The following is a 20,880-nucleotide window of genomic DNA, read 5'->3' as shown; positions in this document are numbered from 1 at the left end:
ATGGAATATCAACAGATCCCGTACGAGGAAAGAGGAAGAAACCGCTGGAGCAAATTTAGCCCCTCTTCTTCCAGATTGTTGACAGCAGGGTTATTGCAGCCATCGCGGCCAGGGCATAGAACCCGTACCTCCCCGATTTCTGCGGAATATCCTCTGTGTTCGTTGTGTACGCTGGTGCAGGTTTCTCCGGGGGTTCATCGGTCAGAACAACGGTTCTCTTGCCAACTCCGTAGAGGGTGATGTTGAGCGGTTCGAGCTCTCCCCATGCAGAACCCCTGTAGAGCCTCACCGAAAACGGTTCCCCTTTTGGCAACGGCACCACTGTAAAGTAGTAGCCCGTCGATGATCTGAAGAGGGGCCTTGGTTCGGCGAGTTCCGAGATGTTGCCCTCAATCCAGAGCTGGCCGGTTAGGTTCGTCGCGTTTATCGCCATCAGTGCGGGAACCTCGTTGCCTGAGTAGTAGCGGAGCTTAGCGGCGTTACTGGCCTTTCCGGCGGTTTCCACAACCACATCAACCCAGGCCTTTGGTGTTTTGACTTCGGGGACGCGGGCGAGTATCTCGCCGGGGCTCCATGACAGGACTTCCGCCTCAACGCCACCGATGAAGACCTTCCCACCGTTCCCAAAGCCTGCCCCGGCTATGAGGATTTCCTGGCCAGGCTGGGCCGCATAGGGGGTTAAGGAACCGATTAAAGGCTCCTCCTGCTCGCGCTCAATGTGGAAGACGTAGAAGCTGTTTCTAGGCAGTGTTACGGTCGCTCTGCCGTTCTCAACTGCTATCTCCGCTCCGTAGAGGGCGTCGATGTAGGTTCCGTCGGGCCAGTCGAGGTTGAGGGTCAGACTAACGGGCGAGCCTTTGTTCATTACGACGAGCAGCCTGTGCGTCCCAAAGGCCCTCTCGAAGGCCCAGACCGAGTAGTTGGAGTAGATGGTTTTGAAGTCTCCGAGGGCCAAGGCGTCGTTGGTTTTCCTCAGCTCCGCGAGGGTCCTTATTATCCGGGCCGCCTCGGTGGTGTTGTTGAAGACCATCATGGGCCTGTTGTATGGGTCGCCCTTTCCGTCCCTGCTCACAAGGTAGCTCTCGTCGCCGTAGTAGATGACCGGGATTCCCGGGAGGGTCATCGTCAACGCCAGTGCCATGTGGAAGCGCTCCACCGCGTCGTCCCTCTTCGCGGCGTTGAGGAAACGGACGAGGTCGTGGCTGTCGAGGAAGTTCAGCTGCTTGTTTGGATAAACGAAGAGGGAGTAATAACCCTCAAGCTTCTCCGAGAGCGTCTCAAAGCTCCCGACGAAGCCAAAGGTTCTCACTATGTCCTCCCTTATGGGGATGTTGAGAACTGGTGAGACGTTGGAATAGCGGTACAGCTCGTAGAGGTCGCTGGTTTTATCGGTGGAGAGGGAGTAGTACTCGCCGTAGATGAAGAGAGGCTTTTCGGAGTAGAGCTGGAGGTAGAAACTCTCCAGCCAGCCCAGCTCCATGTGCTTCACCGCGTCGATCCTGAGGCCGCAGGCGCCTGCCTTCACGAAGAGTCTTGCCCCTTCGGTGAGGTAGGAATCGACCCACGGGTTTCCCTGGTTGAAATCCGCCAGGCCATAGAGGTTGGCGTATTTCAGCGGAATCCCTTCCCAGGTGAATATGTTGCCGTTGTGGTGGTAAATACCCTCCCTGATTCCCGTTATCGGGTTCACGCTCGCGTTCTTCGTGTCCTCGTAGTAGTCCGTGATTTTAACTCCGTCGTCGTAGAGCGCGCCGAATTCCCCATCGGTTGAAGGGCCGGCGTGGTTCGGAACGTAGTCCACTATGACGCAGATGTTCCTCTTCCTTGCCTCCTCAACCAGGTGAGCAAAGTCCTCCCAAGTTCCAAAGTGCTCCTCTATGCGCTTATAGTCCCTCGTCCAGTAGCCGTGGTATGGGGCTGAGCCGTGGGCCATTCTGTTGATGTTGTCGTTGAGGGGAGAGACCCATATCATCGAGACGCCGAGGCTTTCGATGTAGTCGAGCTTCTCTGTAACCCCCTCGATGTCACCGCCCCAGTATAGGCGGTAGTTTCTGTGTTCCGGGTCGTAGAAGGGGTCGTTGTTGCTATGGTTCCCGTCGTAGAAGCGGTCAATCATGATTTGATAGACGACGCCCCTCTCGGGAACCTGATATGCACCAGCAAAAGGGGTTAGCAGGAGTATGAGCACAACCACAACCCATGTCCTCATTATATCACCAAAAGTGATAAGATAAGAAGCTTAAAAACCTCACGTCCCCCTGATGTCTCTGAAGCTCACCAGGATCCTGGAGCCGGGGAGTTCCGGGCTGGGGGCCTTTGCGACATCAAGGCGGTAGGTGCCCCCGTCCACGCCCCACCTCAGAACTGTGGTCGCTGTTTCCTCCAGCAGGGGCAGTATCTCTGGTATCCTCCGCTCGACAGCGTCCTGGTTTATGAAGTAGATTGCAAAGCGGCTTTTCTTTCCGACGAACGTGGCTATATTGCGCACGAGCCTTATAACCTCGTGCCTTTCCCTCGCTATGAAGAGCTTGTATATTCCGAGAACTGGGTTGCATACGACCTTCTCTGGGATCACTCCCTCGTAGATCTCCCCGTAGTACTTGAAGTCGAGCGAATACTTGTCCACTTCAACCCTTCCAACGACGTTGCCCACTCCCCTGCTCCCGCCCACCTTTATGACGGGTACCTCCAAGAGGCTTTCCACGGAAATGCCCGCAATCTCGAGCCGCGTTATGTACTCCGGAAACGTGTCGGAGACGTCGTCTATGAGGAGGGGTATATCCATACGGGTGCAGGCGCGGTGCAGCAGGTACAGCAGCAGTTCTGGGGAGGAAACGGGGGTGTACTCCAGAAGGACGGTCTCTCCAGGGCGGATGTTCGATACGACATCTGCGATTCCCACAGTCCCCACGCCGGCTCACCGAATTATTTTAAGGGCTGCGGGGTATAAAAGCCTACCCCATTGAAAAAGCAGGTGCATCAGACTATCCGCAGGTTCCCTGCCACCCTCGGCGAGCAGAAGGAGCCTATCCTTTTCACGTCCCTGCCAACGGCGGTCAGGGACTTCAGGAACTCAAAGGCGTTGCCCACGAGCATGTTGCCCTTGAACGGCCTGACTTCGCCGTCGTGGATGACGTAGCCCAGCTCCACGGTGAGCGAGAAGTCCCCGCTTATGGGGTTAGCGGTGTGTTCTCCGAAGACCTTCCTGATGAAGACCCCGTTTATGTCCTCCAGGTCATCCCTTCCGGGCCCAACCAGCACGTTGCTCGTCCCGATGTGGGGAGCTGTCCTGAAGTCCCTCACGGCGTTTCCGGTGCTCGTCATGCCCAGAAACCGGGCGTGGGTCTCGTCCAGGAGGAAGGACTTTAAAACGCCCCCTTCAATGAGCACCGTTCTTGACCCTGGGCTGCCCTCTCCGTCGAAGGAGTAGCTTCCCGTCCCGGATTCCACCGTTGCATCATCTGTGACCGTCAGCTCCCCGCTTGCCACCTCAACGTCCACCTCGGAGAAGCGGCTCCGGCCGTAGTAGACGCTGTCCCCGAACACGTTCTCAAGGAAGATGCCCAGGATGGCCTGGAACGCCTCCGGCTCGAGGATGACCTCTCCGCTGTATGACCCGATGTTTGACGCCTCCCTGCTCATCTTGGCCTCCTCGATGGCGCGCTCTATGGCATCCCTGAGCTCCCCGAAGGGCTGCATGGTGCGGTACGACTGGTAGTACGAGCCCGTCCCGGAGGGGTCCATGACTGCATATGCGAAGACGCTCATGCCCGTCGAGCGCTCCTCCAGATGAACCCCGTTCGAGTTGGCGACACCGTAACGGTTCACTCCGAAGGCAAGGGATCCCGAGAGCGTAACGCCTCCTTCTCCCTCCTTGAGCTCTTTCATTGTGCTGGCGAAGTCGAGGGCCAGGGAGTAGGCGTCCTCGAATGGTATCTCGTCTATCCTCCTGTCGTAGAGGCCCCCCACTCTTGGGGCTCTGTTCTTGTCCGGGAACCCGACGAAGGGCACCTCACTGACCCTAGCCAGCTTGATGGTCTTCTCGACGAAGTCCTCAAGGGTTCCTCTGTCGTGGGTGAGGCCGGTTATGTAGGAGAAGCCAAGTTTCCCCCTGTAGCCGATCCTGAGGCCTATCCCCGAGTAGAACTTCCTCTGGGAGCGCTCCACCCTCTCGCGCTCTATCCTGAAGGAGCCCCCTCTCCCGCGCTCCCAGTAGAGCTCCCACTCCACGTTTTTTCTCTCGAGTATCCTAACCAGCTCGTCTATCATCGGCCCACCCGGCTGGAGTTCCATGGGGGGCTTAAAAGGTATTCCATCCCGCGGGACTTCAAACGGGGTTGAAGCGGTGGGAAGGGTTAAAACGTTCGGGGGCGGAATGGAACGTGGAGGAGCTGAGATGAGAATGAAGCTACTCGCCCTCGTGGCCCTGATCCTCATAGCCGGAGCCGGCTGCATAGGGGGCTGGGGCGAGAGAACGACCTCCCCCTCTTACTTTCCCGGCTACGGGGAGTTCAACGCCGGCAACGTCCTCGTCGGAACTGGAGACAATATGAGGGACTACTACGGCATCGTCGTGCCCGTGAACCGGACGGTGACGCTCAGGGGGCTCGTCTTCGCGAAGGAGTACAGGGTCTCATCTGCTGGGGGCGAAGCCAGTACCGGCTACTATGGAGGAAGGGTGGAGCTGAGGGCGTACCTCGGCGAACCTGGGAGGCACAGCTCCTGGAGCGGCCTGGAGTCGAAGCTCCGGCCCGTATCGGGGATAGAAGTGGGGATAACGCCTGAAACCCTCGAAGTCGAGCCCGGGAAGAACGGGACGTTCGAGGTAAAGATAAACACAGCAAACGCCACCCCCGGAAAGACCTACTACCTCTACATCGTCGCCTCTGGGGAAGAAGGGTGGAAGGGCTGGGCGGTCGTGGAGGTAATAACCTGGGCGACCGAGAACACCTCACCTTAGGCCCCCAACGAGGGCCCTCGTGAGCAGGTGCGGCCCCCCGTCATCAACTGGGACGATCTGCCCCTTGCCGCAGTAACCGGGGAACTCCACCTTCAGCTCCTTCCCTATTGCCCTCACACTTCTCAGGACGTCGAGTATCCTCCCGGACATGGCAACGTCCCGCACCATCTCTCCTATCTCGCCGTCCTTGATGATGTAACCGAAGGCGGCACCGAAGGTGAACGTCCCGCTGGCTGTGTCAACCTGACCGCCCCTGTCTCCGACCATGTAGAGGCCGTTCCTGACTTCCTCGACCATCTCCTCAAAGCTCCAGTCACCGGGCTCGACGTAGGTGTTGCTCATCCTCACTAGGGGCTGGTGGCTGTAGCTCTGGGCCCTGCCGTGTCCGTTGGGCTCTAGCCCAAGGAGCGCGCTCGTTTCCCTGTCGTTGAGGTAGCTAACCAGGACGCCGTCCCTGATGAGCTCGACGCGCTTTGCCCTAACCCCTTCGTCGTCGTAGATGTACGAGCCGAACCTGCCTGGCATGGTGGGGTCGTCAACAACGGTGAGCCCGTCAACGGCTATCTTCTCCCCCAGCTTTCCGGCAAGTATGCTGTCGCCGTTTTTGACAGAGTCGGCCTCAACGGCGTGGCCGAGGGCCTCGTGTATGAGAACCCCTGTCAGCTCGGGGTCGGTTATGACGTCAAACCGGCCTGCCGGAGGTGCCTTTGCCTTCAGGAGTGAAAGGGCCATCCCCTTTACGAAGTCTGCCCAGTACTCGAAGTCTATCCCCTCCACCAGTTCCCAGCCGGCCGTTCCGCCGAAGTACCGCCAGTAATGCTGCATCCCGCCCTCTCCTCTGGCAGTCGCGGAGAAGCGTATCCTTATCCTCGGCACGACGGTCTCTATCTCGCTTCCGAGGGAGTTGAAGTAGAGCTGCTCCTTTATCCCGTCTCCATAGGAGACGCTCCTGTTGGATATGCCCCTCCCCCTGAGGAGGGCGTCCACTTCTTTGACCAGGGCGAGCTTATCTTCCACGTCCACGTCGAGGGCGCTCTTCTTTGGCCTTATCTCCGCCCTGTCCACAACCGGGTCACCGAGGTGTATCCTCGAACTCCCCCTGGAAAGCTTGGCTATCTTCATGGCGGTTTCTATGGCCTTTTCGGCCCTGCTCATGTCGTTGGCGCTGGAAAACCCCCACGCACCGTTGAACGCCCTTACCCCTATCCCGATCTCCGTGTTGAGAGAGAGGTCCTGGAGCTGGCCGTTCTCCATGGCAAGGTGGGACGCAGTTACCCTTGTTATCCTCAACTCGTAATAGGGTATGCCGTAGCGCCTCGCAAGCTCCTCCGCCCTTCTCAAGAGGGTCTCCATTCTCCCACCGATGGACATAAAAGGGGTAGCGTTTATATGGCTTCTCATAGAGGGATGAACCACAAGGGTTTAAGTGTTGGGCATGGAGAGACGTAACGAGATACTCGAGACCATCAGGAACAAACCCGGGATAACGTTCAGGGAGCTTGCGAGGGAGCTTGGAATAGGCATAGGCGACCTGCAGTACCACCTCCACCGCCTGGAAAAGGAGGGGGCAGTGTTCTCAAGGAAGGTGGGCCGGAGGAGGTACCTGTTTCCAAGGGGTCTTGAGGGCGATGCCCAGAGGCTGCTCATAGCGATATCCACGGAAACGAGGAGGAAGATACTGATGCTACTGATGGAGAGGGACATGACCCAGAGTGGGATAGCAAAGGCGCTGGGTCTGAGCCAGCCGACGGTGAGCTACCACATGGGCGAGCTCGCCAGGTTGGGAATAGTATCGGCAAGGAGGGACGGGAAGAGTGTGATGTACTCCCTCTCCTACGACCTTGAGACCGTGGCGAGGATAATCAGGGACTACCGCCCGAGCCTGTGGGAGAAGCTCGCGGACAGCCTGATAGACCTCCTCGCTAGTGTGGGTGATGGGGAATGATGGAGACTGTGCTGGCGCTCATAACGCTGGTTCTCGCCTTAACCCTGGCGGGGGTGTCCTTTGTAGCGTACAAAAAGAGCCACCTGAGGGCTGCGCTCTACCTGCTCGTGGCGTTCGTCCTCTTGGTAATAAAGAAGGTCATAGAAACTCTCCACCTGGCCGCGTGGATAGAGCGGGACGTGAGCCTAGCCGTTGGAACCCTTGAAATCCTCGTGCTGGTGCTGTTCATCATGGCCCTCTGGAGGCGCTAGCGGACTATCATCACGGGGGGCTCGATCAGGCCCACGACGTCCTCAAGGAGGCTCCCTATCCTCGTCTTTCCGCTCCTGCCGTAGGCACCCATTACAACGAGGGTGTAGCCGCCGGAATTGGCCTCTTCGAGTATCTTGTCCTTGGCGGAGCCCTCGACTATTTTGAGGGAGCAGTTCACGCCCTCCCTGTGGCACATCTCAAGGAGGTTGGACATTATGTGCTTGATGCTCTTCTTCATGTCCTTCCATATCTCCTCCTCGAACCTCTGGACGTCCCTCAGGTTCTGACTGAGTATCCCCATGTTGAACGCTATCGCCTTGGCTTCCCTCCTGTCGAGAACCGAGAACAGGATGACCTTTCCTCCTTTCCTTTTTGCCACTGCTATTGCATGGAGAGCGGCCTTCTGGCTCCACTTGGAGCCGTCTATGAGTACGAGCACCTTCATGACCTCACACCCCTATGTACCTCACCCACAGGATCCCCATACCCACGGCGACGGTCGTGAACATTATCACCGTACCTACTTTGAGGAAGTCCATGAACGTTATTTTGACCCCCTCGCGGGCAGCTATACCGAGCACGACGACGTTGGCGCTGGCGCCTATTGCGGTTCCGTTTCCCCCCAGGCACGCCCCCAGGGAGAGGGCCCACCAGAGGGGGTATATGTTCATCGTGCTCCCCATAGCCTTTATGAGGGGTATCATAGCGGCGGTCAGGGGGATGTTGTCAACCACCGCGGAGGCTACAGCTGAGAACCACGTTATAGCCACCAGGGCCTCTCCCGTGCCGTTGACGTACCCGAGCAACCACTTTGCCACGCCGTCTATAACGCCGGTTTCGACTAGGGCCCCGACGAGGATAAACAGACCTGCGAAGAAAAATATGGCCGTCCACTCAACCTTTTCGAGTATCTCATCCGGCTCCATCCTGCTCCATATCAGCAGTGTTGCGGCCCCGACCCACGCAACAACAGCGGGGGGAAGGCCGAAGCGGTCGTGGAGGAAGAACAGAACAACAACCGCCAGGATGACTGTCACAGACTTTCTGAAAAGTGAATAGTCCCGTATAACCTCCGTTTCCCTGAGCTCGTCTATCGTTGACAGTATCCTCCTCTTCTTGTCCTCGCTGACCATCATGGCGCTCCTGTACGTCAGGTATATTATCGCGAGGGAAACGAAAAGGTCAACGAGCGCTATCGGCCCCATGTTCAGGAGGAACTCGTTGAAGCTCAGGTCAGCGGCGGAGCCTATCATGATGTTGGGGGGGTCTCCGATGAGGGTGGCGGTGCCCCCTATGTTCGACGCGAATATCTCCGCCAGGAGGAACGGGATCGGATTCACGTCCATTAGGCGGGTTATGTAGAGGAGCATGGGGGTGAGCAGCAGGACAGTTGTGACGTTGTCCAGCACGGAACTTATAAGGGCCGTGACAACGGAGAACAGCAGGAGAACCCTCATCGGACTCCCTCTGGCGAACTTTGCGGTCTTGATTGCTATAAACTCAAAGAGGCCGCTTTCCCTGGCGGTGTTGACGATTATCATCATCCCTATAAGGAGGAATATGGTGTCCAGGTCGAGGTACTCCGGGAGCTTTTCCCAGGGGACGATCTTAAGAAAAAGTACGACCGCCGCCCCAAAGAGGGCCGCCACCGTCCTGTGAACCCTTTCACTGATTATGAGCGCGTACGTGAACAGGAACACTGCAACGGCAATGCCGGTTATCAGCGTCTGCTCCATGGTCGCACCACCTAGTAGATTATAACAGGGGTCTCCACGTGCTGGACTATCTTAAGGACAAGGGGGCTCACTGGGGACGTCCGGGTGACCTCGGAGCCGTAGCTCCTTGACATGACCAGGAGGTCAAACTCCCCGCTCCCGGCGAGCTTTACAACATCGTCGCTCTTGCTCCCTATGAAGTACCTCCCCCTGACTTTCAGCCCGTGGCTTTCGAGCCTTGCAGCGATCTTTGAGACGAGGCTTTCGGCGAACTCCATCTTTGCCCTTTTGAGCTTTTCCGCCTCTTCCTTTCCAAGGGTCTGCTCTATCAGCCAGAGAGTCCTTTTTTCTGATATGTACACGACGGTCACGGAGGCGCCCAGGTATGAGCTCATGGTCTCATAGAGCTCTTCAGGTATTTCCCCCGAAAAGCGGTCAACGGGCATCAGGATAGACCTGACCTCCGGCAGGACAAACTCCTCCGGAAGGAGAAGGAACTCACGGTAGCGTTTTACAATTTCATCGTACCTCTCGCCTGCGATGTTCCTGAACTTCCTCTGGATGAGCCTGCTGAAGACGTCCATCCCTATCCCCACTTTGGCCACTCAATGGGGGTATATATAAGCCTTTTTGTTCCTCCCACCGTGGGGAGGAGGAGACTGCTGGGTTAAATGAATGAACCATAAACGCTTTATTAAAGGCCTCGTTGGATAGGAACGGGGTGAGATAATGAAAAAAACCGCAGCACTGACGGTGTTCCTGCTCCTGATTCTGCCCCTCACTGGGCTGAGTTACGCCCAGTGTCCAAGCGAGGGACACACGGTGGTTCTCAAGGCTCCTGCGGTTTCTAAGACTGCCGATGGGGAGCTGGTGGGTGTGGCCACTGACTTCGTCATAACCGTCGCGCCCGGAACCGGACACGTCTACGTCGAGACGTGGCCCCTTGCAGAGGTGGACATGCAGGCAAGCGCCCGGCTCGCTGCCCAGATGGCGGGCAAAGTCCTCGGCGTTGACATGAGCAAGTACGATGTGTTCATCCAGATAAAGGCGGACTCCCCGATCATAGGCGGCCCCTCCGCGGGGGGCACTATGACCGTCGGAATAATAGCGGCACTCCAGGGATGGAATGTCAACCCGAATGTCATGATGACTGGCATGATAAACCCGGACGGCACCATCGGGCCAGTGGGCGGGATACTGGAGAAGGCGTCGGCGGCCCACGACGTCGGGGCGCAGCTGTTCCTGATACCAGAGGGCCAGCGCATCCAGTACGTCCAGGAGACGCAGAAGAGGGAGATAGGGGGTATAGTTGAGATCAACACTCAGACGAAGAGGGTAGACGTGGTGGAGTACGCCAAGGAGCGCTGGGGCCTTACGGTTATCGAGATAAGGGACATATACGACGCGGTCTACTACTTCACAGGCCACAGGCTCAAGAGGCCCCAGGCGCCCTCCTACCTGAAAATAGACACGTCTTTCCTGAAGGACGATGCCGTGAAGGACTACGACAATACCACCGCGTACTATCAGGACATCCTCCAGAGGCTGAAGAAGAGCAACGTGGGCTACGCCACCTACACGACCCTTATGGAAGCACTTGACGAGGCGAAGGCCATACTAGACCAGTCAAAAAATGCCCTTGACGACGGGAGGTATTACACCACCCTGAGCAAGGACTTCCAGGCGAGGATCATCATAAGGCACGTTGACTGGTACCTTGGTGTCAGTTCCCCGGAAGACGTCCAGAGGTACCTCAGGCTAACCGACTCTGAAATAAACGCCTCTGAAAGGAGGGTCTCCAACGTTACAATCAGGGGCACCACGATGCTCCAGGCAATCGCCGCCGCGGAGGAGAGGGTGGAGCAGGCTAAGGAGCTCCTCGATGAGGCCAGGAAGTACTACTACAGCAATGATTACTGGAACGCCGTGGGAGACGCGGCCTATGCCTACGAAAGGGCCAGAACAGCGGTCTTCTGGGCGAGCCTTGGCGAGAGGTTTGCCGGCGGCGACGTTATAGGCAGGGACGCCATAAAGGCGGTCGCCAGGGACTACATAGACGAGTCGAACCTAATCATAACGTACATAGAGTCCATGTACGGAACCGTGGGGGGTGACCTGAGCCAGAGCATCCAGCAGGCGGAGCAGTACTACGAGGACGGCAAGTACTCGGCGGCCCTTTTCACGGCAATGGAAGCAAGGGTTCGGGCCCAGGTGTTCCTGGACACCCTCGGAATAGACAACCAGACGGTGCTGGCCGACAAGATGAAGCGCATGAAGGATGACGCCAAGACTGCCATCGCCCTGGCACAGAACCAGGGGATAACACCCGTCCTGGCCATGGCCTACTACGAGTTCGCGGAGAGCTACGAGCAGAGCGCCCAGGAAAACGGAAGTATGGAGGACATCCAGACGGCGATGTTCTTCTACCAGTACGCTAGGGAGACCGCCAACCTGTTCCTGGGTTCGGCCCCGGCCCCGGTCACGGTTCCGGAGGGGAACGCGACGGCAGACGTCCCCCAGATAGTGATACCCACCCCCTCGGACACGAACACGACCCGGACTCCGGCGGCGTCAGATGAGTCCCCGTCAGTCCCAGCGGCCGCAGTGGCACTGGTGGCCATCGGTGCGTTCCTTGTTGGGGCCGCGGTAGGACGAAAGCTTTGAGGACTCCTTTTTTTCATTTAGTCCATCACTGCCTGCGGGGAAAACACTAAAACCTGTGCCCCCACTTTTCTCTGCCGATGATGACAACTCCCTGCCCTGAGCAGTGATGACGACCGGTTGCCTGAGGCTGCGCCGGGCCTGGTAGGCCTTGCAGGGCACAGAAAGACTTTTTAATATTTGCCACAGTGTTAAACTCTGGTGTTTAAGATGCCTCCGAAGAGCTTCCTCACCGAGCAGCAGATTAGGATCCTCCGTCTTCGGGCCAAGGGGCTGAAGCAGAGCGAGATAGCGGAGCTTCTCGGCACGAGCAGGGCCAACATAAGCATCCTGGAAAGACGGGCCCTCGACAAGATAGAAAAGGCCCGGAACACCCTGCTCATATGGGAGCAGATAAACTCCAAGATCAGCGTGGAGGTGAAGAAGGGCGAGGACATATTCACTGTGCCAGAGAGACTTTTCAGAAAGGCGGACGAAATTAAAATCAAAGTCCCTTACAGCACGGCGGAAATAATAGCCTTCCTTGTGGAGCACGCTCCCGTCGAGGACAGGCTTGCGAAGAGGGACTTCACGCTGTTCCTTGACGCAAGGGACCGGCTCAGGATAAGCGAGTGCCTACTTGAGCAGTTCGATGAGGTAGGGCAGAAAGAGCGACGTAAAGACGCCGTTTAGGGCCATGGCCAGTCCGCTGACGGCGCCGGCGAGCTCGTCCTCCAGTATTATCCTTGCGGTTCCGAGACCGTGGGATGAGACCCCGACCCCAAGGCCCCTCGCTATTCTGTCCCTTATCCCCGCGAGGTTCAGTACCTCCGGAGCGAAGGCGTTGCCCATCAGACCGGTGAGTATCACCAGGACGGCCGTCAGGGAGGGAATTCCACCTATCTTCTCGCTTATCCCAATGGCTATTGCCGTCGTGACGCTCTTGGGGGCCATGCTGAGGAGAACCTCCTCGCTTCCGCCGAGGAACTTCGCTATGTAGAACGCGCTCAGAATTGCAACCGTCCCGCCGATCGTTATGCCAACTGCTATCTCCCTCGCGTAGGCCTTTATCGTCGCCCTACCTTTGTAGACCGGAACCGCGAGGCTTACTACAGCGGGCCCGAGGAGGAACTTCAGTATGGATGCGCTTTCCATGTAGGTCTCGTAGGGGACACCGCTCAGGGCGAGAAAAGCGGCTATGGCCATTATTGAGAGCAGGACGGGATTGGTATAGAACGCCCTCTTCCTGGCATGGAGTTCCGAGAAGAGGTAGAATACCGCAAGTGTTAATGCAATTCCGAGGGGGTTCATTCTCCTTCCCTCCTGAGGAGCTCGACGGTCTTGGTCGTTACCAGCAGCGTGGCGGCGAAGCTTATCACCAGCGCCCCGAATATTGGGAGGGCCTGGCTCCTCAGCAGGCCGAGGTAGGTCACTATCCCCACCCCCGGTGGGATAAACATCACGCTCATGTTCCTCACGAGCAGCTCTGCCTCGCTTTCGACCCACTCAAGCTTTATCGTGCCTCCGAGAAGGGCGGAGAGCAGAAAGAGCATGCCCAGAACGCTTCCGGGGATGGGGAGGCTTAGGGCCGAACTGGTGAGCTCGCCCATTGCATAGAATCCAAATATTATAGCCAGTCCTCGGTAGGGCCTCATGTTCTGCGCTAGGGCCTTTCCCTATAAAAGCCTCCCGAATGCGAAAGGGCAATAAGGGCCGACGGTGTAGGGTGGGTGGTGGTATCATGCTCCTCAGGGACTACCGGTTTTCCCCAGGATACGGCCCGGAGTGGGGCAGCGGCGGGATATTTGGGATGCGGTACCACAGAGGGACGCTCTACTTTACGGTCGCCTTCGAGGCCGAAGCGCACTTCATAGACGTGAAGAGCGGCGAGGAGAAGACCTACGACTTCACTCTCCTCGGGGACACACCTACAAGCGGCGGTGACACATACAACGCGGTGGAGACCGTTGACGAGTACATATACTTCGGCGGCTGGGTTCACGCCCCCGCCGTCTACAGGGAAGACAGGAGGATACTCTTCAACAACAAATACTCCCACGTCCACGTCTACGACACAGAGGAGGGCTCTGTAAAGCTACTCTGGAAGGATTCCATCCACCACGAAACCGACTGGGCAGGCGAAGTTAGCGACATAATCTACGACCCCTACAACGACAGGCTCCTGCTCGCGAGGGAGGATGGGCATGCCAACCTTGGTGTCTACTCCCTCGACAGGAGGAGGGGAAAGGCTGAACCTCTGATCCACGAGCCGTCCCTGAAGGGGGCGCTCGTCCACGACACAGCGTTTTTCGGAGTCGGGAACAACTTCACCGAGGGGCTCAGGGAGATACGGGCCCTTGACCTCATCAGCGGAAAGTGGTGGGCCTTTAAGCCCGGCAAAAGTGCGGACGGCAGGCCGTACATAAAGCCGCAGCTCGGTGCCATGGCGGGCGCCTACAACAGGGCCTTTGCCTTTGTCCGCGGTGGTGTAGTGGCCGGGAACCCGCTGATGGGCGAGGGGTTCACGTTTTTCCGGCTCTTTGAGTTTTACACGTTCTACGCGCCCTTCAGGGTGAACGCGATAAACGTCGGCGGCGGCATTCTCACGGCCTTCAACGCCCACCATGATGCCCTTTACAGGCCCGAGTCGAACGATGCCGGAATAGGCTGGGCGACCACCAACACAGTCGTTGGGCCGAGCGTGCTCGTTTACATCGCCCCGCCGATGGTGAAGATAGTGGGAACCTTCGGGGCGAGGGTGACCAGCATCGAAAAGATGGGAGGGAAGATCCTGGTGGCCACCAACAGCGCCCCCAACACCGGCGCGACCGAGGCGACACCCTTTGATACTGGGCACAGGGATATAGTGGTTCTCGATGAGAGGGTACTCCAGGGGAAACCGGCCCCCGTGAGCTTCTCCCTCCCGCTAGCGCTTCCAAGCAGGGTAAAGGGCATGGGTGCGGGAACCTTCGGAGGGATCCCGCTCGACGGCTACCGCGAACCAAGGATGGTTCTCTACCTCAGCGGGGACAACAGGCTGACGGTCTATGAGTACGACCTTTCACTGCCGGCTGGGGATGCAGTAGAAGAAACCTTTGATGTCAAGGCCGGCAAGAACATTCTTGACCTGAGTTCATTCAGCGGGATCGTGAGCTTCGAGCTCGAAAAGGAAGACGTGAAAGGAAAAGTGAGGATAGAGCTCCGGTGAGCTTTTCTTTTTACGACTCCATGTTCCCGAGGATGTTGTTCCAGCTCGCGCTGGACTCGATGAGCTCCTGGACTGTTAGTCTCTCCTCCCTGACGACCTCTGGCTCAAGCTCCTTCAGCTTCTCTAGGAGCTCTCCCCTAGGCATAGCCTCTTCGTCGAAGATGATGACGCCGTTCTTGGCGTATCCGTTGAGGAAGGCCCGCCACACCCTGGTGTCCTTAAGGAGTTCGTACTGCTTGGCGGCGGCCCTTTCGGGGTCTATGCTCCCAAACCTGAGGACGAGCTTGGTGAGCTTCTTCTCCAGTCCGACCGTCATGTCGCCCACCTCACTCCTTTGAGAGGCCGAAGTAGTCCTCGATCTCAATGTAGGTCTTCCTGTAGAGCTCGCTGTTCTTCATCTCTTCGACGAACTCCTTGGTTCTGACGTATTTATCCTTCTTGTAGTCCCAGTCCGGGTGCAGAGCCTTCCACTCCTCCCAGGTGTAGCTGAACTGTGCCTGTACCTTGTCCCTGTAGAGCTCCGGGATCACGTTGAAGGTGCAGAAGGGCACTATCCTTCCGTCCGGCATTGCGTAGTGGATTACACAGCGTTCAACGCGCTCGACGTCGTAGTTGTACTCGTCCATGAAGTGCATCATTCCCAGGAAGAGTGCGTTGAGGTGGAACTTTCCTAAGGCGTCGTAGTTGCCGTGCATGAAGGCGTTCTTTATGAGTTCGAGGACGCCCACTCCCTTCGGGGCGTACTTCTCGTCGTAGAAGCTCTTGAATTTAAGGAATATCTCCGCGCCGAGCTTGAGCTTCTGGAGCCTCCCCAGACTTCCCCACTTCTCTATTTCCTCGGCCCTGCTCTCCAGGTACTCGACGAAGCCCTCGACATCCAGGAACCTGCTTATGGGCACCACCCTCTTGTTCTCACGGTCGATGAAAACGTAGGTGGCAGCACCGCACCCGAAGTGGCTGGTCATGTAGTACCTGCTACCGGAGAACGCCTCGAAGAACCTGGCTATGTGTCCCGCTATCGGTATCGGGTACCAGTCGTCCATAGCTATTGCCCCGTTGGTCTGCTCCTCTATCCTCTTTATCGCGCCCGGTATGGTTATCCTGAACCTCTGGCGCTCCTTCTTAGGAACTCTGCCGACGAGGGAAATCGGCTGGAAGTTTACACCGCGGACGATGTCGAGGTGGTTGAGGCCAAAGTTTATTATCGCCCCGAGCTCGTGGTCGTTGACGTTCCTTATGGTGGTCGGGACGAGGACTATTCCGGGCCCGCCGGCCTTTCTCACGTTCTCAAATATGAGCGGTATCTCCCAGTGGTTCTTCCAGTTGGTCTGGGGGGTCATTCCGTCATAGCTCAGGTAGAGAGTGTTTACACCCGCCTTACGTATCTTCCTGACCAGATCGGGCTCGAAGGCGAGCTTTATGCCGTCGGTGTTGAGCTGGACGTGGTCGTATCCTTCCTCCTTGGCGATCTTGATTATTTCGATGAGATCCTCCCTCAGGGTTGGCTCGCCGCCGGTGAGCTGGACAGCGTTTGCCCCGATGGGGTGCTCCTTCTTCGCATTGCGGAGCATCATCCGTATCTGCTCAAGGGTCGGCTCGTATATCGGCTGGCCCTCCTTGGCATAGAAGAAGCAATACCAGCAGCTCAAATTGCACCTGTTTGTCAGAACTATGTTCAAAAGGTTTGTGTGCGAGCGGTGCCTTGGACAGAGGCCGCAGTCGAGGGGACAGTTGAGGCCGCTGTTGTCAACGTTGGAACTCATAAGGTTGAAGTCGAACTTCCACTTAAGGAACCGATTGTACTGCTCCACGCTCTCATAATATACATCGGTTATCATGCCCTCAGGACAGCGCTTCGTTATCCACACTATTCCTTCTTTCTCCCAGACAACGGCCGGGACGACCCTCCTGGTCTCGGGGCATATGGAGTACGTTCTGTGGGGTAGCGGGCCGCCGTAGCCCCTGCTCGCGGTTCTGAGCATTTCTTCGAACTCTTCCTCACTTATCTCGGGGAACTTTATTATGTCCCTGACACGCTTTGTCAGCTCCCCGAATTCCTTTTCGCCGCTGGGCACCTCGCCCACGCTCTCCGCCATGATCGTTCACCTCTTTCTTTCTACCCACTTACTGGGCTTTAATTCCCTCAGGGGATATAAAAACTTTTGCGTAAATATGCAGATTTGCCTTCATAGGTATGGGGGCTCTGGAGCAGGAGAAGTGTTAAAAGCCGCCCCCCGAACTTACTCCGGTGGTGAGATGCCCGCGAGGGAAATGAGGATGGAAATGTTCCTCCGTGCCCTGCTGAGGAGGGACTTCACAAAGGCGAAGGCCCACCTTGAAAAGCTCCAGAAGATGGCCGGAAGCGACGAGTGGGGCAGGGGATACGGAAAGGCGATAAACGGCTTCCTGAGCGCCATCAAGGACAATGATCCCGACGCTCTAATAGTCCAGCTCGTAACCGAACACGACAGGAAAAAGGCTGAGGAGCTTTTGAAGCACTTCCAAGAGGTAATACTTGAGCACGAGTTCAGGGACGAGTACGAGAAGGGCTACTACACGGCGTGGGTCGAGTTCCTCAAGGCTTACCTCAGCCAGAAGACCCTTGCGTGATGGCCATGGGAAAAGAAGAACTGATGAAGAGACTGGAGGAGAAAATCAGGGCCTGTCAGAAGTGCCCGCTCGGCCAGCTGAGGACCAACGCCGTGCCCGGCTCAGGGAGCTACGATGCAAAAATCATGTTCGTCGGTGAAGCGCCTGGTTACTGGGAGGATCAGAAAGGCCTGCCATTCGTCGGCAGGGCGGGAAAGGTTCTCGACGAGCTTCTGGCGGAGATCGGTCTGACCAGGGACGAGGTCTACATCACCAACATCGTCAAGTGCCGCCCACCGGACAACAGGGATCCGGCAGATGATGAAATAAAGGCCTGCTCGCCCTACCTTGACAGGCAGATTGACATCATCAGGCCGAAGGTCATAGTTCCGCTCGGCAGGCACTCGATGCGCTATATCCTCGAAAAGTTCGGCTTCCAGCCCGAACCTATAAGCAGAATACACGGGAAGACCTTCGAGGCCCGCACCCTGTTCGGGAGGATTGTCATAATGCCAATCTATCATCCCGCTGTTGCCCTGTACCGCCCTGCACTGAGGGAGGAGCTGAAAAAGGACTTCATGAGGCTTCGGGATATAATAGAGGGTCGCTGATGGCGGCATTGGTGTCCTGCTGCCCTCCAGGGGTGGAGGGGTTTTTCTTGAATTTTTAAGGTCCATTGACGCTTTATGGGAACCGTTCTCTGGGAAAGATTTTTATGGTATGCGTGCGCATTAATGTTCCTGAGGGCATCCTATAATGCATGGATGGGTCGAATAGGCACGCACTGCATGCATGGGGCAATAAATGCACGGAAGAGTTCCCAAAAAATTTTCGGCAATATGTCATTATGTCAAAAAGTTTTCAGGAAGATTTATATTGCAACCATGGCTTTCCTGGGTGAAACCCCTTCGGAGGTGAAACCATGTCGGACTTCGGTATACTGTCCCTGTTGCCGCCCCTGGTGGCCATTATACTGGCGATATGGACAAAGAGGGTTATACTGGCGCTGTTTGCAGGTGTCTGGATTGGAGGCGTCATGGTATCAGGCTGGAACCCCGTAACAGGAACCACCCAGACCCTTGACTGGATAGTAGCGAACGCCACCGACGACTGGAACGTCAAGATACTGCTGTTCGACTTCCTCATTGGAGCCGGCGTCGGGCTGATCTATAAGTCCGGCGGTGCGTATGCGATAGGCCGCGCCCTCGCGAGCAAGGTTCGCAGCAGTCGCGGCGCCTCTCTGATGGGATGGCTCCTCGGTGTGCTCATATTCTTCGACGACTACACCAACACCATCATCGTCGGTAACACTATGAGGCCCATCACCGACAGGACAAGGGTTTCGAGGGAGATGCTGGCCTACATAGACGACTCAACGGCCGCACCGGTCGCGGGTCTAGCGATAGTCTCGACGTGGATAGGCTACGAGGTCGGCCTGATAGGGGACGCCTTCAGCAAGCTGAACGTTGACCTGGCGTCTGTTGGGGGCGCCTATGGTGCGTGGGCCCACAGCGTTCCCTTCAGGTTCTACTCGATACTCGCGATAATACTCGTCTTCATCGTGGCGCTCACCCACAGGCACTATGGGGCCATGCTCCAGGCCGAGATGCGCGCCAGGACCGAGGGCAAAGTCCTGCGTGACGGTGCGAAGCCGCTCATGACCACGGAAATAGACCTCGGAATGCCCAAGGAGGGGGGAAGCGTCCACATCTTCATATGGCCCATACTGACGCTGATCTTCGTCACGCTCTACGGCATGTGGTACACCGGCGGTGGGGGCGAGGTCTACGCCACCGATGGGCTGATGGGGGTCCTCGGGAACTCCGACTCTGCACTGGCGCTCCTCTGGGGAAGCTTTGCGATGGTCGTCGTGGCCTTCTTCCTCGTGCTCGTCACCAGGCAGATGACGATTGAGGAAGCCGAGGACGCCATAATCCGCGGCATGAAGCAGATGATCATAGCCAACACCATACTCCTCCTGGCATGGAGCATCAAGAGCGCCACCGACGCCGTTGGAACCGCACCCTACATCGTCGACCTCGCCAAGAGCGCCGGCGTCACCGGGAGCTGGGTGCCGCTGATAGTGTTCCTCATCTCGATGTTCATCTCATTCACGACCGGAACGAGCTGGGGAACCTTCAGCATCATGCTGCCGATAGCGATACCCCTCGCCTACGGCGTTACCGGCTACCTCGGCCCGGAGGTCTTCGCGGCAATCGGTGCTGTCTTCGCAGGAGGAATCTTCGGCGACCACTGCTCCCCGATCAGTGATACGACAATCATGAGCTCGATGTTCAGCGGTTCCGACCACATAGACCACGTCACGACCCAGGTTCCCTACGCAATGACCGCCTCGGGCGTCGGCATAATACTCTACCTCCTCTTCGGACTCGGAGTCCACAGCTGGTGGATCCTCCTGCCGCTCGGTCTGATACTCCTGGTTGGGGCCTGGTACTTCCTCAGCGAGTGGTACGGCAAGAAGTACGGTATACCGCACGGAAAGGTCCCGGTGTACGTGGTAGAGGAGTGAGGCTTTCCTTCTTTCCGCTTTATTTCCTCCGTTTTTATGAAGCTTTGCGGAATCTAAAAGCCTTTAAAAGCACTCCAGAGCACTTTTTCTGGAGGTGAGGGTATGCTGGTCAGGTCGTTCGTTCCCGCGCACATCACGGCGTTCTTCGTCCCCCAGTTTCACGATGACCCTCTCAAAGCCGGCTCCCTTGGGGCGGGCGTGAACCTTGACAAGGGCGTCAACGTCTTCGCGAGCATAGAGACGGGCACGCTTGAGAGGCACATCCACGTTGCCTTCAACGGTGAGCCTGTGAAGCGGGAGGAGGCGAGGATAACCTATTCCGTTGCCGATGAACTGGTGCCCAAAGACTTCTCCGGTGAGGTCGAGATCTGGCAGTACTTTGACTTCCCCAACGGCTACGGCTTCGGCAACAGCGCTGGAGGTGCTCTCGGGACCGCATTGGCTTTGAGCTACACCTTCGGCGGGACATGGCTGAAGGCGGCTCAGATAGCGCACAAGTATGAGGTCATCAACAGGGGCGGCCTCGGCGACGTCATAGCCCAGCTCGCCGGCGGGATGGAGGTTCGCGTTAAAGCTGGAGGCCCCGGAATAGGCGTCGTTGACAACCTGTTTTTTGAGGGATACAAAGTCCTCGTCGTCCCCCTCGGAAGGCTTTCGACCAGAGAGGTGCTTGATGGGGATGTCGTTAAAGCGATAGAGGTTGAAGGAAAGCTCGCCCTCGAAAAGCTCCTCATGGAACCGAGGCCCGAGCGCATGATGGCCCTCGCGAGAGGGTTCGCGGAGAGAACCGGCCTCCTGAGCGGTGAGCTCCTTGAGCTCGCGCGCCAGCTGGATAAACTTCTCTCGAACCCATCATCGATGATAATGCTTGGAAAGGGCCTCTTCGCGTTGGTGAGGGAAAAGGAGCTCGAGGGAGCCAAGGCACTGCTGGCCGACCTCAACGTCCCCTACGACGTGGCAGAAATCTACACGGAGAAGCCCAGGGTCGGCAGGTGGATGGGCTGAGTCTCTTATACAATAATTTTTAGGGTGCCTTCTACA

The 20,880-nt window shown here is 57.2% G+C and carries 21 protein-coding genes; 10 read left to right on the top strand and 11 right to left on the bottom strand.

Translation table 11 applies throughout. The features are described from left to right. Nucleotides 1–55 precede the first annotated feature (55 nt). The 3 genes from E3E36_RS04330 to E3E36_RS04320 form a co-directional block, all read right to left on the bottom strand. A complete protein-coding gene (locus E3E36_RS04330; RefSeq protein WP_167894102.1) occupies nt 56–2,209 on the bottom strand; it encodes an alpha-amylase family glycosyl hydrolase in 2,154 nt (717 codons plus the stop codon). A gap of 39 nt (nt 2,210–2,248) precedes the next feature. Further along, a complete protein-coding gene (locus tag E3E36_RS04325; protein WP_167894101.1) occupies nt 2,249–2,911 on the bottom strand; it encodes a DUF257 family protein in 663 nt (220 codons plus the stop codon). Nucleotides 2,912–2,979: 68 nt separating this feature from the next. After that, nucleotides 2,980–4,269: a TldD/PmbA family protein gene (locus tag E3E36_RS04320; protein WP_167894100.1), complete on the bottom strand. Its 1,290-nt coding sequence runs from the start codon at nt 4,267–4,269 to the stop codon at nt 2,980–2,982. 127 nt (nt 4,270–4,396) lie between these two features. On the opposite strand from E3E36_RS04320, the gene E3E36_RS04315 reads away from it, so the two are divergent. Further along, nucleotides 4,397–4,960 carry a hypothetical protein gene (locus E3E36_RS04315; protein WP_167894099.1) on the top strand — a complete coding sequence of 188 codons (564 nt, stop codon included), beginning with the start codon at nt 4,397–4,399 and terminating at the stop codon, nt 4,958–4,960. Here the strand turns inward: E3E36_RS04315 and E3E36_RS04310 are convergent. Then, nucleotides 4,952–6,313: a TldD/PmbA family protein gene (locus E3E36_RS04310; RefSeq protein ID WP_167894098.1), complete on the bottom strand. Its 1,362-nt coding sequence runs from the start codon at nt 6,311–6,313 to the stop codon at nt 4,952–4,954. The two genes, E3E36_RS04315 and E3E36_RS04310, sit on opposite strands and share 9 nt — an antisense overlap. Before the next feature lie 82 nt (nt 6,314–6,395). Here E3E36_RS04310 and E3E36_RS04305 point away from each other — a divergent pair, with 82 nt between their 5' ends. Both E3E36_RS04305 and E3E36_RS04300 read left to right on the top strand, forming a co-directional pair. Further along, a complete protein-coding gene (locus E3E36_RS04305) occupies nt 6,396–6,905 on the top strand; it encodes an ArsR family transcriptional regulator (protein ID WP_167894097.1) in 510 nt (169 codons plus the stop codon). After that, nucleotides 6,902–7,156 carry a hypothetical protein gene (locus E3E36_RS04300; RefSeq protein ID WP_167894096.1) on the top strand — a complete coding sequence of 85 codons (255 nt, stop codon included), beginning with the start codon at nt 6,902–6,904 and terminating at the stop codon, nt 7,154–7,156. The genes E3E36_RS04305 and E3E36_RS04300 overlap by 4 nt, the downstream gene beginning before the upstream one ends. On the opposite strand, the gene E3E36_RS04295 is transcribed toward E3E36_RS04300, so the two are convergent. From E3E36_RS04295 to E3E36_RS04285, 3 genes are read right to left on the bottom strand one after another with little or no spacing between them, the layout of a single operon-like run. Next, nucleotides 7,153–7,602, bottom strand: coding sequence for a universal stress protein (locus E3E36_RS04295; RefSeq protein WP_167894095.1), 450 nt, complete (start codon nt 7,600–7,602; stop codon nt 7,153–7,155). The genes E3E36_RS04300 and E3E36_RS04295 overlap by 4 nt on opposite strands. Before the next feature lie 4 nt (nt 7,603–7,606). Continuing rightward, nucleotides 7,607–8,893: an SLC13 family permease gene (locus E3E36_RS04290; protein ID WP_167894094.1), complete on the bottom strand. Its 1,287-nt coding sequence runs from the start codon at nt 8,891–8,893 to the stop codon at nt 7,607–7,609. An 11-nt stretch (nt 8,894–8,904) separates the two neighbouring features. Beyond that, nucleotides 8,905–9,468 (bottom strand): universal stress protein, encoded by a 564-nt coding sequence (locus E3E36_RS04285; RefSeq protein WP_342764376.1) that lies wholly within the window; start codon nt 9,466–9,468, stop codon nt 8,905–8,907. Between the two features lie 133 nt (nt 9,469–9,601). Here E3E36_RS04285 and E3E36_RS04280 point away from each other — a divergent pair, with 133 nt between their 5' ends. Together E3E36_RS04280 and E3E36_RS04275 are read left to right on the top strand one after the other, a co-directional pair. Continuing rightward, the gene (locus E3E36_RS04280) at nt 9,602–11,536 is read left to right on the top strand and encodes a S16 family serine protease (RefSeq protein WP_167894093.1); all 1,935 of its coding nucleotides are present in this window, start codon (nt 9,602–9,604) and stop codon (nt 11,534–11,536) included. A 207-nt stretch (nt 11,537–11,743) separates the two neighbouring features. Continuing rightward, on the top strand, nt 11,744–12,205 hold the full coding sequence (locus E3E36_RS04275) for a Tfx family DNA-binding protein (RefSeq protein ID WP_167894773.1): 462 nt from the start codon (nt 11,744–11,746) through the stop codon (nt 12,203–12,205). Here the strand turns inward: E3E36_RS04275 and E3E36_RS04270 are convergent. Together E3E36_RS04270 and E3E36_RS04265 are read right to left on the bottom strand one after the other, a co-directional pair. Further along, the gene (locus E3E36_RS04270; RefSeq protein WP_167894092.1) at nt 12,149–12,823 is read right to left on the bottom strand and encodes a CidB/LrgB family autolysis modulator; all 675 of its coding nucleotides are present in this window, start codon (nt 12,821–12,823) and stop codon (nt 12,149–12,151) included. The two genes, E3E36_RS04275 and E3E36_RS04270, sit on opposite strands and share 57 nt — an antisense overlap. Next, nucleotides 12,820–13,167, bottom strand: a complete 348-nt coding sequence (locus tag E3E36_RS04265) for a CidA/LrgA family protein (RefSeq protein WP_167894091.1) — start codon at nt 13,165–13,167, stop codon at nt 12,820–12,822. Before E3E36_RS04265 ends, E3E36_RS04270 begins: the two co-directional genes overlap by 4 nt. Before the next feature lie 86 nt (nt 13,168–13,253). On the opposite strand from E3E36_RS04265, the gene E3E36_RS04260 reads away from it, so the two are divergent. Beyond that, complete coding sequence (locus E3E36_RS04260) at nt 13,254–14,720, top strand: DUF2139 domain-containing protein (RefSeq protein WP_167894090.1); 1,467 nt, start codon at nt 13,254–13,256, stop codon at nt 14,718–14,720. 10 nt (nt 14,721–14,730) lie between these two features. Here the strand turns inward: E3E36_RS04260 and E3E36_RS04255 are convergent, their stop codons facing one another. Together E3E36_RS04255 and tes are read right to left on the bottom strand one after the other, a co-directional pair. Then, nucleotides 14,731–15,036, bottom strand: a complete 306-nt coding sequence (locus E3E36_RS04255) for a DUF3213 domain-containing protein (RefSeq protein WP_167894089.1) — start codon at nt 15,034–15,036, stop codon at nt 14,731–14,733. A gap of 10 nt (nt 15,037–15,046) precedes the next feature. Beyond that, on the bottom strand, nt 15,047–16,816 hold the full coding sequence (gene tes, locus E3E36_RS04250; RefSeq protein ID WP_167894088.1) for a tetraether lipid synthase Tes: 1,770 nt from the start codon (nt 16,814–16,816) through the stop codon (nt 15,047–15,049). A 160-nt stretch (nt 16,817–16,976) separates the two neighbouring features. Here tes and E3E36_RS04245 point away from each other — a divergent pair, with 160 nt between their 5' ends. From E3E36_RS04245 to E3E36_RS04230, 4 genes are all read left to right on the top strand, one after another. Next, a complete protein-coding gene (locus E3E36_RS04245; protein ID WP_167894087.1) occupies nt 16,977–17,330 on the top strand; it encodes a hypothetical protein in 354 nt (117 codons plus the stop codon). A 5-nt stretch (nt 17,331–17,335) separates the two neighbouring features. Then, on the top strand, nt 17,336–17,920 hold the full coding sequence (gene udg, locus E3E36_RS04240) for a type-4 uracil-DNA glycosylase (protein WP_167894772.1): 585 nt from the start codon (nt 17,336–17,338) through the stop codon (nt 17,918–17,920). Between the two features lie 311 nt (nt 17,921–18,231). Next, a complete protein-coding gene (locus E3E36_RS04235) occupies nt 18,232–19,839 on the top strand; it encodes a Na+/H+ antiporter NhaC family protein (protein WP_167894086.1) in 1,608 nt (535 codons plus the stop codon). Nucleotides 19,840–19,941: 102 nt separating this feature from the next. Beyond that, the gene (locus E3E36_RS04230) at nt 19,942–20,844 is read left to right on the top strand and encodes a pantoate kinase (RefSeq protein ID WP_167894085.1); all 903 of its coding nucleotides are present in this window, start codon (nt 19,942–19,944) and stop codon (nt 20,842–20,844) included. The last annotated feature ends 36 nt before the right edge of the window (nt 20,845–20,880 follow it).

Source organism: Thermococcus sp. M36 (assembly GCF_012027355.1).
GTDB lineage: Archaea > Methanobacteriota_B > Thermococci > Thermococcales > Thermococcaceae > Thermococcus.
This window is presented reverse-complemented; position numbering and strand designations above follow the sequence as displayed.

Bases quoted from the DNA above. Each gene is read 5' to 3' on its own strand.
- E3E36_RS04330 (WP_167894102.1), bottom strand. From the start codon at position 2,209: ATGAGGACATGGGTTGTGGTTGTGCTCATACTCCTGCTAACCCCTTTT.
- E3E36_RS04320 (WP_167894100.1), bottom strand. From the start codon at position 4,269: ATGATAGACGAGCTGGTTAGGATACTCGAGAGAAAAAACGTGGAGTGG.
- E3E36_RS04315 (WP_167894099.1), top strand. From the start codon at position 4,397: ATGAGAATGAAGCTACTCGCCCTCGTGGCCCTGATCCTCATAGCCGGA.
- E3E36_RS04310 (WP_167894098.1), bottom strand. From the start codon at position 6,313: ATGGAGACCCTCTTGAGAAGGGCGGAGGAGCTTGCGAGGCGCTACGGC.
- E3E36_RS04305 (WP_167894097.1), top strand. From the start codon at position 6,396: ATGGAGAGACGTAACGAGATACTCGAGACCATCAGGAACAAACCCGGG.
- E3E36_RS04300 (WP_167894096.1), top strand. From the start codon at position 6,902: ATGATGGAGACTGTGCTGGCGCTCATAACGCTGGTTCTCGCCTTAACC.
- E3E36_RS04295 (WP_167894095.1), bottom strand. From the start codon at position 7,602: ATGAAGGTGCTCGTACTCATAGACGGCTCCAAGTGGAGCCAGAAGGCC.
- E3E36_RS04290 (WP_167894094.1), bottom strand. From the start codon at position 8,893: ATGGAGCAGACGCTGATAACCGGCATTGCCGTTGCAGTGTTCCTGTTC.
- E3E36_RS04280 (WP_167894093.1), top strand. From the start codon at position 9,602: ATGAAAAAAACCGCAGCACTGACGGTGTTCCTGCTCCTGATTCTGCCC.
- E3E36_RS04275 (WP_167894773.1), top strand. From the start codon at position 11,744: ATGCCTCCGAAGAGCTTCCTCACCGAGCAGCAGATTAGGATCCTCCGT.
- E3E36_RS04270 (WP_167894092.1), bottom strand. From the start codon at position 12,823: ATGAACCCCCTCGGAATTGCATTAACACTTGCGGTATTCTACCTCTTC.
- E3E36_RS04265 (WP_167894091.1), bottom strand. From the start codon at position 13,167: ATGAGGCCCTACCGAGGACTGGCTATAATATTTGGATTCTATGCAATG.
- E3E36_RS04260 (WP_167894090.1), top strand. From the start codon at position 13,254: ATGCTCCTCAGGGACTACCGGTTTTCCCCAGGATACGGCCCGGAGTGG.
- E3E36_RS04255 (WP_167894089.1), bottom strand. From the start codon at position 15,036: ATGACGGTCGGACTGGAGAAGAAGCTCACCAAGCTCGTCCTCAGGTTT.
- tes (WP_167894088.1), bottom strand. From the start codon at position 16,816: ATGGCGGAGAGCGTGGGCGAGGTGCCCAGCGGCGAAAAGGAATTCGGG.
- E3E36_RS04245 (WP_167894087.1), top strand. From the start codon at position 16,977: ATGCCCGCGAGGGAAATGAGGATGGAAATGTTCCTCCGTGCCCTGCTG.
- udg (WP_167894772.1), top strand. From the start codon at position 17,336: ATGGGAAAAGAAGAACTGATGAAGAGACTGGAGGAGAAAATCAGGGCC.
- E3E36_RS04235 (WP_167894086.1), top strand. From the start codon at position 18,232: ATGTCGGACTTCGGTATACTGTCCCTGTTGCCGCCCCTGGTGGCCATT.
- E3E36_RS04230 (WP_167894085.1), top strand. From the start codon at position 19,942: ATGCTGGTCAGGTCGTTCGTTCCCGCGCACATCACGGCGTTCTTCGTC.